Annotated in this window: 15 protein-coding genes; 14 read left to right on the top strand and 1 reads right to left on the bottom strand. The window is 63.3% G+C overall.

The genetic code is table 11. The features are described from left to right. Positions 1–53 precede the first annotated feature (53 nt). From trpS to QZ266_RS01710, 3 genes are all read left to right on the top strand, one after another. Positions 54–1,091, top strand: a complete 1,038-nt coding sequence (gene trpS / locus QZ266_RS01720) for a tryptophan--tRNA ligase (RefSeq protein WP_295691114.1) — start codon at positions 54–56, stop codon at positions 1,089–1,091. A gap of 49 nt (positions 1,092–1,140) precedes the next feature. After that, positions 1,141–1,554: a hypothetical protein gene (locus QZ266_RS01715; protein ID WP_295691111.1), complete on the top strand. Its 414-nt coding sequence runs from the start codon at positions 1,141–1,143 to the stop codon at positions 1,552–1,554. 227 nt (positions 1,555–1,781) lie between these two features. Beyond that, the gene (locus tag QZ266_RS01710) at positions 1,782–2,327 is read left to right on the top strand and encodes a copper chaperone PCu(A)C (protein ID WP_295691108.1); all 546 of its coding nucleotides are present in this window, start codon (positions 1,782–1,784) and stop codon (positions 2,325–2,327) included. 37 nt (positions 2,328–2,364) lie between these two features. Here QZ266_RS01710 and QZ266_RS01705 read toward each other — a convergent pair whose 3' ends face one another. Beyond that, the gene (locus QZ266_RS01705; RefSeq protein WP_295691107.1) at positions 2,365–2,997 is read right to left on the bottom strand and encodes a hypothetical protein; all 633 of its coding nucleotides are present in this window, start codon (positions 2,995–2,997) and stop codon (positions 2,365–2,367) included. A 41-nt stretch (positions 2,998–3,038) separates the two neighbouring features. Here QZ266_RS01705 and QZ266_RS01700 point away from each other — a divergent pair, with 41 nt between their 5' ends. The 11 genes from QZ266_RS01700 to lnt all read left to right on the top strand — a co-directional run bounded on the left by QZ266_RS01700 (position 3,039) and on the right by lnt (position 12,616). After that, entirely contained in the window at positions 3,039–3,545 is a 507-nt protein-coding gene (locus QZ266_RS01700) for a universal stress protein (protein WP_295691105.1), read from the top strand. A gap of 68 nt (positions 3,546–3,613) precedes the next feature. After that, a complete protein-coding gene (locus QZ266_RS01695; protein WP_295691102.1) occupies positions 3,614–4,177 on the top strand; it encodes a NifU family protein in 564 nt (187 codons plus the stop codon). Positions 4,178–4,216: 39 nt separating this feature from the next. Further along, the gene (gene tsaB, locus QZ266_RS01690) at positions 4,217–4,858 is read left to right on the top strand and encodes a tRNA (adenosine(37)-N6)-threonylcarbamoyltransferase complex dimerization subunit type 1 TsaB (RefSeq protein WP_295691099.1); all 642 of its coding nucleotides are present in this window, start codon (positions 4,217–4,219) and stop codon (positions 4,856–4,858) included. Continuing rightward, positions 4,855–5,316 (top strand): GNAT family N-acetyltransferase, encoded by a 462-nt coding sequence (locus tag QZ266_RS01685; RefSeq protein WP_295691097.1) that lies wholly within the window; start codon positions 4,855–4,857, stop codon positions 5,314–5,316. The genes tsaB and QZ266_RS01685 overlap by 4 nt, the downstream gene beginning before the upstream one ends. A gap of 36 nt (positions 5,317–5,352) precedes the next feature. Continuing rightward, entirely contained in the window at positions 5,353–5,772 is a 420-nt protein-coding gene (locus tag QZ266_RS01680; protein ID WP_295691095.1) for a Fur family transcriptional regulator, read from the top strand. Between the two features lie 42 nt (positions 5,773–5,814). Beyond that, the gene (locus QZ266_RS01675; protein ID WP_295691094.1) at positions 5,815–7,089 is read left to right on the top strand and encodes a TCR/Tet family MFS transporter; all 1,275 of its coding nucleotides are present in this window, start codon (positions 5,815–5,817) and stop codon (positions 7,087–7,089) included. Positions 7,090–7,229: 140 nt separating this feature from the next. Then, entirely contained in the window at positions 7,230–8,600 is a 1,371-nt protein-coding gene (gene miaB, locus QZ266_RS01670) for a tRNA (N6-isopentenyl adenosine(37)-C2)-methylthiotransferase MiaB (RefSeq protein WP_295691092.1), read from the top strand. After that, entirely contained in the window at positions 8,597–9,631 is a 1,035-nt protein-coding gene (locus QZ266_RS01665; RefSeq protein ID WP_295691089.1) for a PhoH family protein, read from the top strand. The genes miaB and QZ266_RS01665 overlap by 4 nt, the downstream gene beginning before the upstream one ends. Next, a complete protein-coding gene (gene ybeY / locus QZ266_RS01660) occupies positions 9,628–10,110 on the top strand; it encodes an rRNA maturation RNase YbeY (RefSeq protein WP_295691086.1) in 483 nt (160 codons plus the stop codon). Before QZ266_RS01665 ends, ybeY begins: the two co-directional genes overlap by 4 nt. After that, positions 10,107–11,000 carry a transporter associated domain-containing protein gene (locus tag QZ266_RS01655; RefSeq protein ID WP_295691083.1) on the top strand — a complete coding sequence of 298 codons (894 nt, stop codon included), beginning with the start codon at positions 10,107–10,109 and terminating at the stop codon, positions 10,998–11,000. The genes ybeY and QZ266_RS01655 overlap by 4 nt, the downstream gene beginning before the upstream one ends. After that, complete coding sequence (gene lnt / locus QZ266_RS01650) at positions 11,000–12,616, top strand: apolipoprotein N-acyltransferase (protein ID WP_295691080.1); 1,617 nt, start codon at positions 11,000–11,002, stop codon at positions 12,614–12,616. The genes QZ266_RS01655 and lnt overlap by 1 nt, the downstream gene beginning before the upstream one ends. Positions 12,617–12,660: the final 44 nt, after the last annotated feature.

Below are 12,660 nucleotides of genomic sequence, written 5' to 3'. Positions count from 1 at the left end.
CCCGCGCTCGCTAAGACGCTTGTCCCTGTTCGTCTTTTCCGCAAGGCCCTGCCATGAGTGACACGCCCACCGATTACAAAGGTCCGCACCGCGTCCTGTCCGGCATGCAGCCGACCGGTCGGCTGCATCTCGGCAATTATCTGGGTGCGCTCAAGAATTGGGTGGAACTGCAAAAGGACCCAACGCGCGAGTGCTTCTACTGCGTGGTCGACATGCATGCGATCACCATGCCGCACGATCCCGCCACATTGCCGGACGCGGTGCGCTCGGCCGCGGCGGCCTATATCGCCGCGGGCGTGGATCCGGAAAAGAGCGCGATTTTCGCCCAGTCTGCGGTGCCCGCCCATGCCGAAATGGCCTGGATTTTCAATTGTGTTGCGCGCCTCGGCTGGCTCGAGCGCATGACCCAGTTCAAGGACAAGGCTGGCAAGGACAAGGAGCGGGCCTCGGTTGGCTTGTTCACCTATCCGGTGCTCCAGGCTGCGGACATCCTCGTCTACAAGGCGACGGAAGTGCCGGTTGGTGAGGACCAGAAACAGCATCTTGAGCTGTGTCGTGACATCGCAGCCCGCTTCAATCGCGATTTCGGCAAGGGTGAAGCGGTTTTCCCGCAAACCGATCCGCTCATCCAGGGGCCTGGCGCGCGCATTATGAGCTTGCGTGACGGCACGTCGAAAATGTCCAAGTCGGACGTCTCCGACAATTCGCGCATCAATCTGGAAGATGATGCCGACATGATCGCCCGCAAGATCAAGAAGGCCAAAACCGACCCGGAGCCACTGCCGGCAACCGTGGAAGAGCTCGAGGGGCGTGCCGAAGCGTCCAATCTCGTTGGCATCTATGCCGCGCTGGCCGGCCAGTCCAAGGCAGATGTTCTCGCCGAGTTCGGCGGCCAGGGCTTTGGAGCCTTCAAGCCCGCGCTGGCCGATGTGGCCGTGCAGTATCTGGCGCCGATCTCGGACGAATATCGCCGTCTGATTTCCGACAAGGCCGAAATAGACCGCATCCTGACCAAAGGGGCCGAGCGTGCCCGGGCGGTTGCGCAGCCGGTTGTCGAAGAGACCAAGAAGATCATCGGATTTTGGGGCTAGCGGATTTGCCGCACTCCTCAGGCGTGAACCGATCGGCTAAATCCCCATCATGACCTGGCATCGCCTGCGAACCGGTCTTCTGGGCCTGGTGCTCGTCTGGAGCGCGCTCTTCCCCTTTGCGGCGGAGGCGATGGCGCGTGCCAGCGGCGATGAAAACTGGCTGCTTTGTGCGCCGCAGATTCGCGGTGAACTGAGCGGAGAGGATGCCGCCAATCTTGCCATCCTGGCCAAGCTGTCCGGTCAATCGGTGGTGGATGATGCCGCCCTGCCGGTCCTGGTTTGTGATGACTGCCTTGCCTGTCCCGTTCTTGCCCTGCCGGCGGCGGCGCTCACCGCATTGGCTCCGCCGGACAGGCATGCCCTCGTGCAGGGTCGGAGGACTGGCTTGCCGCACGCCCTGCAGCGACCTCGCCTGCGGCCGGATGCCCGTGCGCCCCCTCCTATCGATCACCGGACTGCCTGACAGTGACCCCGGCGTTTTGCGGCCGGGAAACCCTGTCAGTTTCGCCCGGCGCGACTCCGGCCGCACACGCTGACGACAAGCGCCGTCAGCGTCAGGCCGCGCGCTGTCCTGTCCACTCCATCAGGTCTCAACGGGCCGCAATCGGAGAGGGACTGGACGCTCACGTCGGGATGGCAATACGCTCGGGGCGGCTCGGATAGCGGCCCCTCCTTCACGAGGACGAGAACATGAAAATGCATTTTCTTCTGCCCGCCATCGGGCTTGTGGTCGCCGCCTGTGGCGGTGGCTCGGATCCGGTTCAACCGGAAACCGGTCATCATGCAGACGGGACCATGCACGCGGCGGACGACGCACGACTGAGCCCGCTGCCAGAGGATGGCATCACCCCGGTGGTGGATATCCGGCTGGCCTGGATTCGCCCGCATCCGCAGGGTCGGGATGTGACCGCCGCCTATTTTCAGGCGGTTCTGACTGACGGCCATGCCGACCGCCTTGTCTCTGCCGAGATCGACGGCGCCAGTCGCGTCGAGATGCACGGTCACACCATGGATGATCAGGGCATGATGCGCATGCGCCCGGTTGGTCCGCAGGATCTGGACGATACGGGTCCGCTTGTATTCGCCCCTGCCGGCCTGCACCTGATGGTGCATGGTCTTGCGCCGGTAACGGAGGGCGACCAGGTCGCCGGGACGCTGGTGTTTGAACGCGCAGGCCCGGTACCCGTGAATTTTGCCGTCCAGGCGTTTGCCCCCATGGCGGGGAATGAGAACTAGGCAATTTGGCTGACGGTCCGGCGCGCCTGCGAGATGGTTAACGAGAGGTTACCGAACCCTCTTTTTCTGCCACGGTCGCGCCGGACTCGTCTGCCTGGACTGCGGTCTCGTCTGCTGACGCCTCGATATAGCGAGCCGGATCATAGTCTTTGGCGGCGCGCGGCCAGAAAAGTCCCATCAGCCAGAGCCCCAGCGCGATAGCCGGGATCAAAACAAGACCGATCGCATTCTCGTCGATCAGAAAGAGCTTGGCGAAGAAGCCGGCTCCGACCAGGGCGAGCACTCCGCCGAGCCCGGCCATGATGGCGAGAAAGGCCATTGACGACCCCTCAATATATCGGACAGGCCCCGCCTGTTCGGCGAGATCCCGGTGCAGCTCGGTCAGAAAATCACGAAAATCGCGCGCATTGGCTTCCCACAGACCGACCCCGGCCCAGCGCATCGATCCGAAGGCGATCTCGGTCCCGTCTTCCGAGCTCAGGCGACAGACGACCTGGCTTTCCCGGCCGGCCATCTCGACGGCAAGTCGAACCTGTCGAACGCCATCCAGTGGCAGCTGGCCGACGGTTTCGCCATCTGTCTCCTGCCAGTGCAGGCACTTGCCATCGAGAGAATAGGCGCGTTGGGGCGTGCCGGCATTGCGGCGGTCGATCAGGGTGGTGCGAGACATCGGACTTCCTTTCCGGGCCCGGTTAGCATGAAAGTCTGGACGTGTCCTTCAGCACACGCCAAACTCGCATCATGCCGCCAAGTTCGCGCAAATTCCTCGTCGTTGCAGACGACAGCTCCGAGTGCCGGACCGCGCTCTATTTCGCCGCCCGGCGCGCCCAGGCCACGGGGGCGCACGTCGCCATCCTTGCAACGCATGAGCCGGGTGATTTCAGTCACTGGATCGGTGTCGCGGAGACCGCGAAGCGCGAAGCCGAAGGGGCGGCTGAAGCCCTGCTGGAATCCATGGCCGAGGATGCCGAAGCGGTCACCGGTGAGCGTCCGGAACTCCTCCTGCGCGAAGGCGACCGGCGAACGGTCCTGGCGGAGCTCCTCGAGGAAGATTCTCTGATTTCCCTGCTGGTTCTGGCGGCCTCGGCCAATGGCGAAGGGCCGGGCCCTCTGGTGACGGCCTTGTCACGCGGAAAGGGCCTGTTCACCGGGCGGGCTGTCCCCGTCACGGTGGTGCCGGGCGATATGGACCAGGTCGAAATAGACGCCCTCGTCTGATATCCCCACACCGTGTGTGGTTGAATGGGTGGCGAAAGAGCGCCAAGTCATCGGCAGGAGGCCCTGCCATGTTTATCCAGACCGAAGCCACACCCAATCCGAATACGCTGAAATTCCTGCCAGGCCGCGAGATTGCGCCGGATGGACCGCGAGAATTCGAGAATGAGGAGGACGCGGCCGAGGCGCCGCTGGCGGCCGATCTCTTCCTGGTCGACGGCGTGTCGGGTGTCTTCTTTGGCGAGGACTTCATCGCTGTCACGAAAACTGACGCTTATGAGTGGGACCATATCAAACCCTTCCTTCTCGGCGCGATCATGGATGGGCTTCAATCGGGTCGGCCGATTGTCGGTGCGGCGGTCAATGAGAGCGGACACGCCAACTATTCCGGCGATGACGAGAGCCTGGTGAAGGAAATCATCGAGCTGATCGACACCCGGGTCCGCCCCGCTGTGGCCCAGGATGGCGGCGACATCCTCTTCCACTCCTACCTCTCCGATAGTGGTGTCGTGCGCTTGAAGATGCGGGGTGCCTGCGCGGGCTGCCCGTCATCGACGATGACGCTGAAGTCCGGCATCGAAAATCTGCTCAAGCACTACATTCCGGAAATCCAGGCGGTTGAGGCCGTGGAATAGGGCGTCGCGCGGGCCGCGAATAGCCGTATAACGGGCGTCATGAGCTGGTTAGCCATTGATACGACAGGGGTGAATTGCACCGTGGCGCTCCGTTTGCCCGATGGGTCGGAGCACGTGCTCAGCGAACCGATCGGGCGTGGTCATGCCGAGCGCCTTGCGCCCATGGTCGAGACTCTCTTCAAGCAGGCGGCGATCACGCCGAACGCGCTCACCCGGATCGGTGTGACTGCGGGCCCCGGAAGCTTCGCCGGCACGCGTGTCGGTGTCGCCTTTGCGCGCGGCCTGGCGCTGGCTTGCCAGGCTCAATGCATCGGCCTTTCCAACCTCGCAGTCCTTGCCCGACAGGCCGGCGCCCGCCCGGCCCTGGCCGTATTGCATGACGCCAAGCGCGATGAAGTCATCCTGCAGGTCTGGCGGGATGGCCAGACGACAGGACCCGAACGCCGTGCGCTGAACGACCTGGAGGCACGTCTGATTGATCTTGGCGGTGTCGATTGCCTCGTCACCGGCACCGGTGCCCGACATGTCGGGGCGGGGTTTGATGACCTCGGGATCGAGAATCTGGATCCCGCCGCACTCCTGGCCATGACGGGTGAGCTGTCGGCGTCGGACAGTCCACCCACGCCCTTCTATGCCCGACCGCCAGACGCGAAGCTTCCCGGCGGGGTCGCCCCGGCATGAAGGTCGTGCCGGAAGCGGTCTGGGCGTCCAGTGCGGCCGAGCTGGCTGACCTGCACGCGCATTGCTTCCCGCAGCCCTGGTCGGAAGCGGAGTTTGCCTCACTGCTTAACCTGCCTGGCTGCTCGGCCTGGGTCTGCCGTGAAGCCGGACGCTTTGTGGCCCTGGCGCTATTTCGCCGGGCCGTCGATGAGGCGGAAGTGCTCACGCTTGCCACTCATCCCGATTGTCGCCGATCCGGGCATGCTGACAATATCCTGACAACAGGGGAGAAGGCGCTGCTAGACCAAGGTGTTGGGCGGGTCTTCCTGGAGGTTTCAACCGCAAATCCGGGCGCCCTGTCTCTCTATTCGCGGGCGGGTTATGACGAGCTGGCCCGACGACCGGCCTACTATCGCGATGGCAGCGATGCGCTGGTGCTCGAAAAATGGCTGCGTAAAGATGGACAGACCGCCCCCTGAGCGCCTATTTCTCGTTCAACACTAAGGGGATTTCGCATGCCGGACCGGATCGAGAAGCTTTGCATTGCCAAAGGACTGCGAATGACGGACCAGCGCCGGGTCATCGCCCGGGTGCTGTCGCAGTCGGATGACCATCCCGATGCCGAGGAATTGCATAGCCGCGCCTCGGACGAAGATCCCCGGATTTCGCTGGCGACGGTCTACCGGACGGTTCGCCTGTTCGAAGAGGCCGGCATCATCGAGCGCCATGATTTCCGCGACGGAAGGTCGCGCTATGAGGAAGTCGGCGACGAGCATCATGACCATCTCATTGATCTAAAGTCCGGTGAGGTCATCGAATTCGTCAATGAGGAGATCGAGCGGCTGCAGGAAGCGATCGCGCGCAAGCTGGGCTACAAGCTTGTCGATCACCGACTCGAACTCTACGGCGTACCGCTCAAGAGCGCCGAGGACTAGGCGCGGGGTCCGGCCCGACCGGCCCGACATCAAGGGAACGCCATGTCCGTCCGATCGACCGGCCAACACGCGGTCATCTTCATCTTCATCACTGTCCTGATCGACATGATCGGTTTCGGCCTGATCATCCCGGTCATGCCGGACCTGATTGAAGAGTTGACCGGATTGCAGGCAGATGATGCCGCCATCCTGGGCGCGTGGTTGATGGTGTCCTATGCCGCCATGCAATTCGTGTTCGCGCCGATCGTTGGCGGACTGTCCGACCGCTTCGGTCGCAAGCCGGTCCTGCTGGCCGCCCTTGCCGGCTTCACCATCGACTACATCATCATGGGGTTCGCACCGGTCTTCTGGCTCTTGCTGGTCGGCCGGTTGCTGGCCGGGATTTTCGGCGCCAGCTATTCCACCGCGAATGCCTACATCGCTGACATTACCCCGCCGGAGCAGCGTGCAGCCCGCTTCGGTCTGATCGGTGCCGCCTTCGGTGTCGGCTTTACGCTGGGGCCGGCGATTGGCGGGTTTCTGGGTGATAATTTCGGCCCGCGGGCCCCCTTCTTCGCTGCGGCTGTCCTCGCCGGTGCGAATTTTGTCTACGGCCTGATTGTCCTGCCCGAGACGTTGAAGCCGGAAAATCGCCGGGCGTTCGACATTCGGCGTGCCAATCCGCTTGGCTCATTGATGCAGATGCGCAAATACCCTGCGGTGCTGGTGTTGATGTTCGCCATTTTCCTGATGCTGCTGGGACACTCGGTCTATCCGGCGATCTGGTCCTATTACACCGATTTCAAATTTGGCTGGGGGCCCGGGGAGATTGGTCTGTCGCTCATGGCGGTGGGGCTGTCGTCAGCGATTGTACAAGGTGGTCTGACACGCATTCTGGTTCCCAAGCTCGGCGAATGGCGAGCGATTACAATCTCGCTGGTTCTGGCTGTCTTCGCCTACGCACTCTATGGCCTCGCGAGCTCGGGCTGGATGGTCTACGCGATTATCGTGTTTGCGGCTCTTGGCGGGATCGGCCAGCCGGCGCTCCAGGGGGTGATGTCACGGATCGTCCCGTCGAACGCCCAGGGTGAGTTGCAGGGTGCGATGACGTCGCTTCAAAGCCTGTCGATGATCATCGGGCCGCTGATGATGTCGCGCATCTTTTCCCATTTCTCCGAGGAGGAGGCTGCGGTCACCTTCCCCGGTGCGCCCTTCCTGGTCGCATCCGCGCTGACCCTGATCGCCTTGATGATCGGCCTGTCCGCCCGCCGCCATGACCCGGGCCCCGCCCCAAAACCGGCCATGCCGCCAAAGCAGGTGACTGACCCGGCAGAATAGTCACGCTCCGGACCGGATCGACTGGCAGGCCTTGCGTTCAGACCCCATATCCATCATAACCCGCGCCTCCCCGGACCTGCCGAAAGCGGCGTGTCTGATAGCAATGAGGTAGCGATCTGCCGGACAGGTCGAAGAAATTCATGAGTACGACGCGCAAACGCCTCTTCATCAAGACCTATGGCTGTCAGATGAATGTCTATGATTCCGACCGGATGAAGGACGTTCTGACGCCGCTTGGCTATGAGTCAGCCGACACGCCCGAGGGCGCCGATCTCGTCATTCTCAACACCTGCCACATTCGCGAGAAGGCCGCCGAGAAAGTCTATTCCGAGCTCGGGCGCCTGCGTCCGCTGAAGGATGAGAAGGCCGCGTCCGGCGGGATGACGATCGCTGTGGCTGGCTGTGTGGCCCAGGCCGAGGGCGCGGAGATCATGAAACGCGCTCCGGTCGTCGATCTCGTCGTCGGGCCGCAGACCTATCACAAACTACCCGAGCTGATTGCCCAGGCCCACCGCGCCAAGGGTGAGGCGCTCGACACCGAATTCGAGGTCGAGGACAAGTTCGACCGGCTCGGCAATGACCGTCATGTCGAGGGCTATTCGGCTTTCGTCACGGTCCAGGAAGGTTGCGACAAGTTCTGCACCTTCTGTGTTGTGCCCTATACGCGAGGCGCGGAATGGTCGCGCCCGGTCGACCAGATCGTCGGAGAAGTGCGCGCGCTGGCCGCCAAGGGCATTCGCGAAGTCACCTTGCTGGGCCAGAACGTCAATGCCTTTCACGGCGCCGCGCCCAGTGGCCGCGAAGCGGACGGGCCCTGGGGGCTGGGTCAGCTGGTCCGCCACATCGCCCTGATCGGCGGTATCGAACGCATTCGCTTTACCACCTCGCATCCGCGCGACATGGATGAAGACCTGATCCAGGCCTTTGCCGACACGCCCAAGCTGATGCCCTATTTTCACCTGCCGGTGCAGTCCGGGTCGAACAAGATCCTCAAGGCGATGAACCGACAGCACGAGGCCGCGGACTATCTCACGACGATTGCCCGTCTGCGCGAGGTTCGCCCGGATATTGCCATTTCCGGTGACATGATTGTCGGCTTCCCGGGCGAGACTGATGCCGATTTCGAGGCGACGATGGAGCTCGTGCGCGAGGTCAATTACGCGTCCTGTTTCTCGTTCAAGTATTCCAAACGCCCCGGCACGCCGGGCGCGGCCATGTTCAATCAGGTCGATGAGGCCGTGAAGGGTGAGCGGCTTGCCGCGCTCCAGGCCCTGCTCGACGAACAGCAGATCGCCTTCAACACGTCGATGATTGGCAAGACGCTTCCGGTCCTGTTTGAAAAGCCGGGCCGGCTTGAGGGCCAACTGCACGGTCGCAGCCCCTATCTGCAATCCGTCCATGCCCATGCCCCGGCCGAGTTGATCGGCCAGATCGCCGAGGTCGAGATCGAGGGTGCATCCCGCAATGCGCTCTCCGGTCGCCTGATCGGACCGAAACGGAGCGCCGCGTGACCGCATCGCGCCCACCAGCCCGCAAGCGCGCTGCCAAGCCGCGCAAGGCGGCGTCTGAGAGCCTGTATTTCGAAGATGTGGAACGTTTGCGCGGCATGGCCGGCGCGGGCGACCGCTTCTTCATGATCATGGAACAGGATCTCGGCGTCTCGATGAGCGCACCAGGTCGGGGCCAGGTCGTGATTACGGCCGAGGACAATGCCGCCCGGGATGAGGCCAAGCGTGTTCTCAAACGTCTGTATGCCAGTCTCGAACACGGGCTGACCTGTGACGAGGCGGCCGTGCGCGCCGCGCTGCGCATGCAGGATGATGACGAGTCGGTTGGAAGCGTGGATGACGGTGTCATCCGGGTGCCGCGCGGCTCCAGCCTGATCGCCCGCACCGAGGGGCAGCGCGCCTATGTGCGGTCGCTGAAGAATGAAAAAGCCTATGACCTGATCTTTGGTGTCGGCCCCGCGGGAACCGGCAAGACGCTGCTGGCGGTCGCCTATGGTGCCTCCATGCTGGTCCAGCGCAAGGTCGAGAAACTGATCATCACCCGCCCGGCGGTCGAGGCTGGCGAGAAGCTCGGCTTCCTGCCCGGTGACCTCAATGAGAAGGTCGACCCCTATCTCCTGCCGGTGTGGGATGCGCTCGCCGACACGCTCGGCCGCAGCCAGCTCGAGAAGATGCGCGAGGATGGCCGGATCGAAGTTGCGCCGATTGCTTTCATGCGTGGACGCACACTGAACCGGGCCTTTGTCGTGGTCGACGAGGCGCAGAATACCTCGCGGGCGCAGATGCAGATGGTCTTGACCCGACTGGGTGAAGGGTCGCGCATGGCAGTGACCGGTGATCCCAGCCAGTGTGATCTGGGACCGCGTGATCCGTCCGGTCTCTCCCATGCGCTCGATATTCTTTCCAGCACCAAAGGTGTTGCCATCACGCGCTTTTCGCGCGTTGATGTGGTTCGCCATGATCTTGTGGCGCGGATTGTCCAAGCCTATGAGGAAGATGTGCGCCACAAGACCGGTAGCGCGCAATCACGATGAACGCCGTTGATCTGATTGTCGAAGATGACGCCTGGTCATCGCTGGAAGGCAAGACGCGCCTCGTCGAGGAGGCGATCACTGCAGTCTGCCGGGAATTGCCGGAGCGTGAGCCCGGCGTGGTCGCGGTTCTTCTGGCCGACGACGATGCCGTCGCGACCATGAATTCGCAGTTTCGCGGCAAGACCGGCCCGACCAATGTCCTGTCCTTCCCGTCCGGCGAGCATGCCGACAATCATCTTGGCGATATCGCACTCGCGCATGGCGTCGTGGCGCGCGAGGCACAAGCGCGCGATATCGCGCTTGGTGATCATCTGCGCCATCTCGTCATCCATGGCTTCCTGCACCTTCAAGGTTATGATCACCAGGCAGATGACGAAGCCGTCGTGATGGAAGCGATCGAACGGCGCGCCCTTGCCCATCTGGGTGTGACCGACCCCTATGAGAATGAGGATCCGGGCCCGGCCCCGGCAGCGAAATGACCGATACTTCAGCGCCTTCAGACCCTGATAGTCGACCCTGGTTCTCACGACTTTTCTCTGCCGGGCATCGCCCTCGAGGGACCGGGGCTGCGGCTCCGACCGGCGTCGCGCCCAATTCGATCGAGGCAGATGCGCTCGACAAGCTGCGGGTTGCAGATGTGATGGTGCCGCGAGCCGATATCATTGGCGTCGACGTGGCAACGCCGCTGGGCGAGCTGGCCAAGATCTTCGCCCACGCTGCACATTCCCGCCTGCCCATCTATCGTGACACGCTGGATGACCCCGTCGGGGTGGTGCACATCAAGGATGTGGTCAGCCATCTCGCGCCGGGAACATCCGGGAAGCGCCCGGCGGGGTGGTCGCAGCAACAGGTCCTGCCCTCGATCGGTCGCCCCCTCCTTTTTGCGCCGCCTTCGATGAAGGCGCTCGATCTGCTCCGACGCATGCAGGGTCGGCGCATGCACCTCGCTCTCGTGGTCGATGAGTATGGCGGCACGGACGGTCTCGTGACCCTGGAAGACCTCATCGAGCCGATCGTCGGTGATATCGAGGACGAGCATGATGACGAGGAAACGCCGGCCATCCGGGCGCGCGGACCCGGTGTCTGGGATGTCGAAGCGCGGGCCGAGATCGACGCCTTTGAGGCGGTCGTCGGTGAGGAGATCGCGGCCGAGGACGAGGACGAGGATGTCGACAGTCTGGGCGGTCTGGTCTTCACGCTGATCGGGCGCGTTCCGGAACGTGGCGAGGTCATCCGCCACCCTACCGGCTATGAGTTTGAAGTGATTGACGCCGACACGCGACGCATCAAGCGCATGCGGGTCAGGGCGCCGCAAAAGCGTCCCGACAAGTCGGTTGCGACCGGGTCGGACAATACGGACGCGGGCTGATGCAGCGCCTGCACGTCCTGGTCTGGCAACCGCGGATCTGGCTGGCCGCACATTTCGGCTGGCGCCCCCGGCTGGTGATCTTCCTGGCCGGGCTGTTCAGCGCGCTGTCTTTGGCCCCCTTGCACATTGTGCCAGCCCTGATGTTGGGCCTGTGGGTCTTGTTCGCGGCGCTGGATGGTGCGCGCCGGGCCGACAAGCCGCTCCGCAGCGCCTTTCTTCGCGGCTTTGTATTCGCCTTCGGCTACTTTCTCGCGGGCATGGCCTGGGTCGTCTACGCCTTCCTCACACGCGGGGAGGGACTGCAATACGCGGCCCCCTTCGCCCTGCCGGCCCTGGCTGCCCTGATGGCGGTTTTCTGGGGGCTCGGGGCGGTGATCTACTGTGCCCTGGCGCCCCGGTCGGTTTGGCGCGTTCTGGTTTTCGCCGCCGCGCTGGCCTTCACCGAATGGCTGCGCGGCCATGTCCTGGGCGGGTTGCCCTGGAATTTGCCTGCCTATGTCTGGCCGGCCGGAGGACTGGTCAGCCAGACAGCGTCCTGGTTTGGCGTTTACGGACTCAGCCTGCTTACCCTTTTCGTTCTGACAGCCCCCCTTGTCGCGGTCACCCCGCGGCTGGAATTGGGGCGTTGTCTGCCTGCGTTTGCGGCCCTGGCCATCTCCACGATCGTGCTGGCGACGGGCGCGATCCGGCTTGCTGCAAGCGCGCCGGAAGACGTGCCGGGTGTCACTATTCGCCTGGTTCAGGCCGGTATTCCGCAGACCCAGAAATGGGCGCCGGGCGGTGCTGAACTCACCCGCGATCGCTATCTCAGCCTGACGGGCCGCGAGGGCATCGAAGCGGTGACGCATGTCGTCTGGCCGGAAGGCGCCTTGCCAAGCTTCATGCTTGAGGACGGTGCGACACTGGCCCGGATTGGCGAAAGCCTGGACGAGGGCCAGGTCCTGTTGGCAGGCGTCAACCGACGGGCCGCTGATGGCAACAGCCTGCGCTATTACAACACCCTGGCCGCGCTCCGTTTTCCCTCAGGCACGCCGCGTATTGCGGCGCTCTATGACAAGGTGCGCTTGACGCCTTTCGGCGAATTCACACCCTTGTCCGGCGCCCTGGCGATGACGGGAATTCCCGCACTGCAGGAGCTGGCCCGGTATGAATTCACGCCGGGGCCGGGCGCCGATGTGCTTGATATTCCGGGCGCTCCCAGCATGTTGCCGCTGGTTTGCTACGAGGCCATCTTCCCGAATTTCGTCGGGTCGGCCGAAACCCGTGCGGGCTGGATATACAATCTCTCCAATGATGCCTGGTTCGGGCCCACATCCGGACCGCGCCAGCATTTCAACCAGGCGAGTTATCGCAGCATCGAAACCGGTCTTCCCATGGTCCGCTCCGCGGCGCTGGGAGTTTCCGGCGTGGTCGATTCGCTTGGTCGTGCCCGCGTGACGCTTGACCCAAGCGCGGAAGGGGTTCGCGATGTCGCCCTGCCGGGCAGTCTTGGCCGAACCCCTTATTCCCTTTGGGGCGACAGTCCTTTCCTGGCCTTTTGCATCCTCGTTCTTGTGGGCATGGCCTGGCAGCGTTTCCGGCTTTCGCGGGCCGCAAAGCATGCATCCGTGAGATGAGTTGATTGGGTTGTATCGCGTCGGTTGTGCTAGTTTGGCGTAAT

Origin of the sequence: uncultured Maricaulis sp. (genome assembly GCF_905480005.1) — a bacterium.
Lineage (GTDB): Bacteria > Pseudomonadota > Alphaproteobacteria > Caulobacterales > Maricaulaceae > Maricaulis.
This window is presented reverse-complemented; position numbering and strand designations above follow the sequence as displayed.

What these genes read in the sequence shown, in the direction of transcription:
- trpS (WP_295691114.1), top strand. Translation starts at nt 54, where the DNA reads ATGAGTGACACGCCCACCGATTACAAAGGTCCGCACCGCGTCCTGTCC.
- QZ266_RS01680 (WP_295691095.1), top strand. Translation starts at nt 5,353, where the DNA reads ATGCCGGACCGGATCGAGAAGCTTTGCATTGCCAAAGGACTGCGAATG.
- QZ266_RS01685 (WP_295691097.1), top strand. Translation starts at nt 4,855, where the DNA reads ATGAAGGTCGTGCCGGAAGCGGTCTGGGCGTCCAGTGCGGCCGAGCTG.
- QZ266_RS01675 (WP_295691094.1), top strand. Translation starts at nt 5,815, where the DNA reads ATGTCCGTCCGATCGACCGGCCAACACGCGGTCATCTTCATCTTCATC.
- QZ266_RS01695 (WP_295691102.1), top strand. Translation starts at nt 3,614, where the DNA reads ATGTTTATCCAGACCGAAGCCACACCCAATCCGAATACGCTGAAATTC.
- QZ266_RS01710 (WP_295691108.1), top strand. Translation starts at nt 1,782, where the DNA reads ATGAAAATGCATTTTCTTCTGCCCGCCATCGGGCTTGTGGTCGCCGCC.
- QZ266_RS01715 (WP_295691111.1), top strand. Translation starts at nt 1,141, where the DNA reads ATGACCTGGCATCGCCTGCGAACCGGTCTTCTGGGCCTGGTGCTCGTC.
- miaB (WP_295691092.1), top strand. Translation starts at nt 7,230, where the DNA reads ATGAGTACGACGCGCAAACGCCTCTTCATCAAGACCTATGGCTGTCAG.
- tsaB (WP_295691099.1), top strand. Translation starts at nt 4,217, where the DNA reads ATGAGCTGGTTAGCCATTGATACGACAGGGGTGAATTGCACCGTGGCG.
- ybeY (WP_295691086.1), top strand. Translation starts at nt 9,628, where the DNA reads ATGAACGCCGTTGATCTGATTGTCGAAGATGACGCCTGGTCATCGCTG.
- QZ266_RS01705 (WP_295691107.1), bottom strand. Translation starts at nt 2,997, where the DNA reads ATGTCTCGCACCACCCTGATCGACCGCCGCAATGCCGGCACGCCCCAA.
- QZ266_RS01655 (WP_295691083.1), top strand. Translation starts at nt 10,107, where the DNA reads ATGACCGATACTTCAGCGCCTTCAGACCCTGATAGTCGACCCTGGTTC.
- lnt (WP_295691080.1), top strand. Translation starts at nt 11,000, where the DNA reads ATGCAGCGCCTGCACGTCCTGGTCTGGCAACCGCGGATCTGGCTGGCC.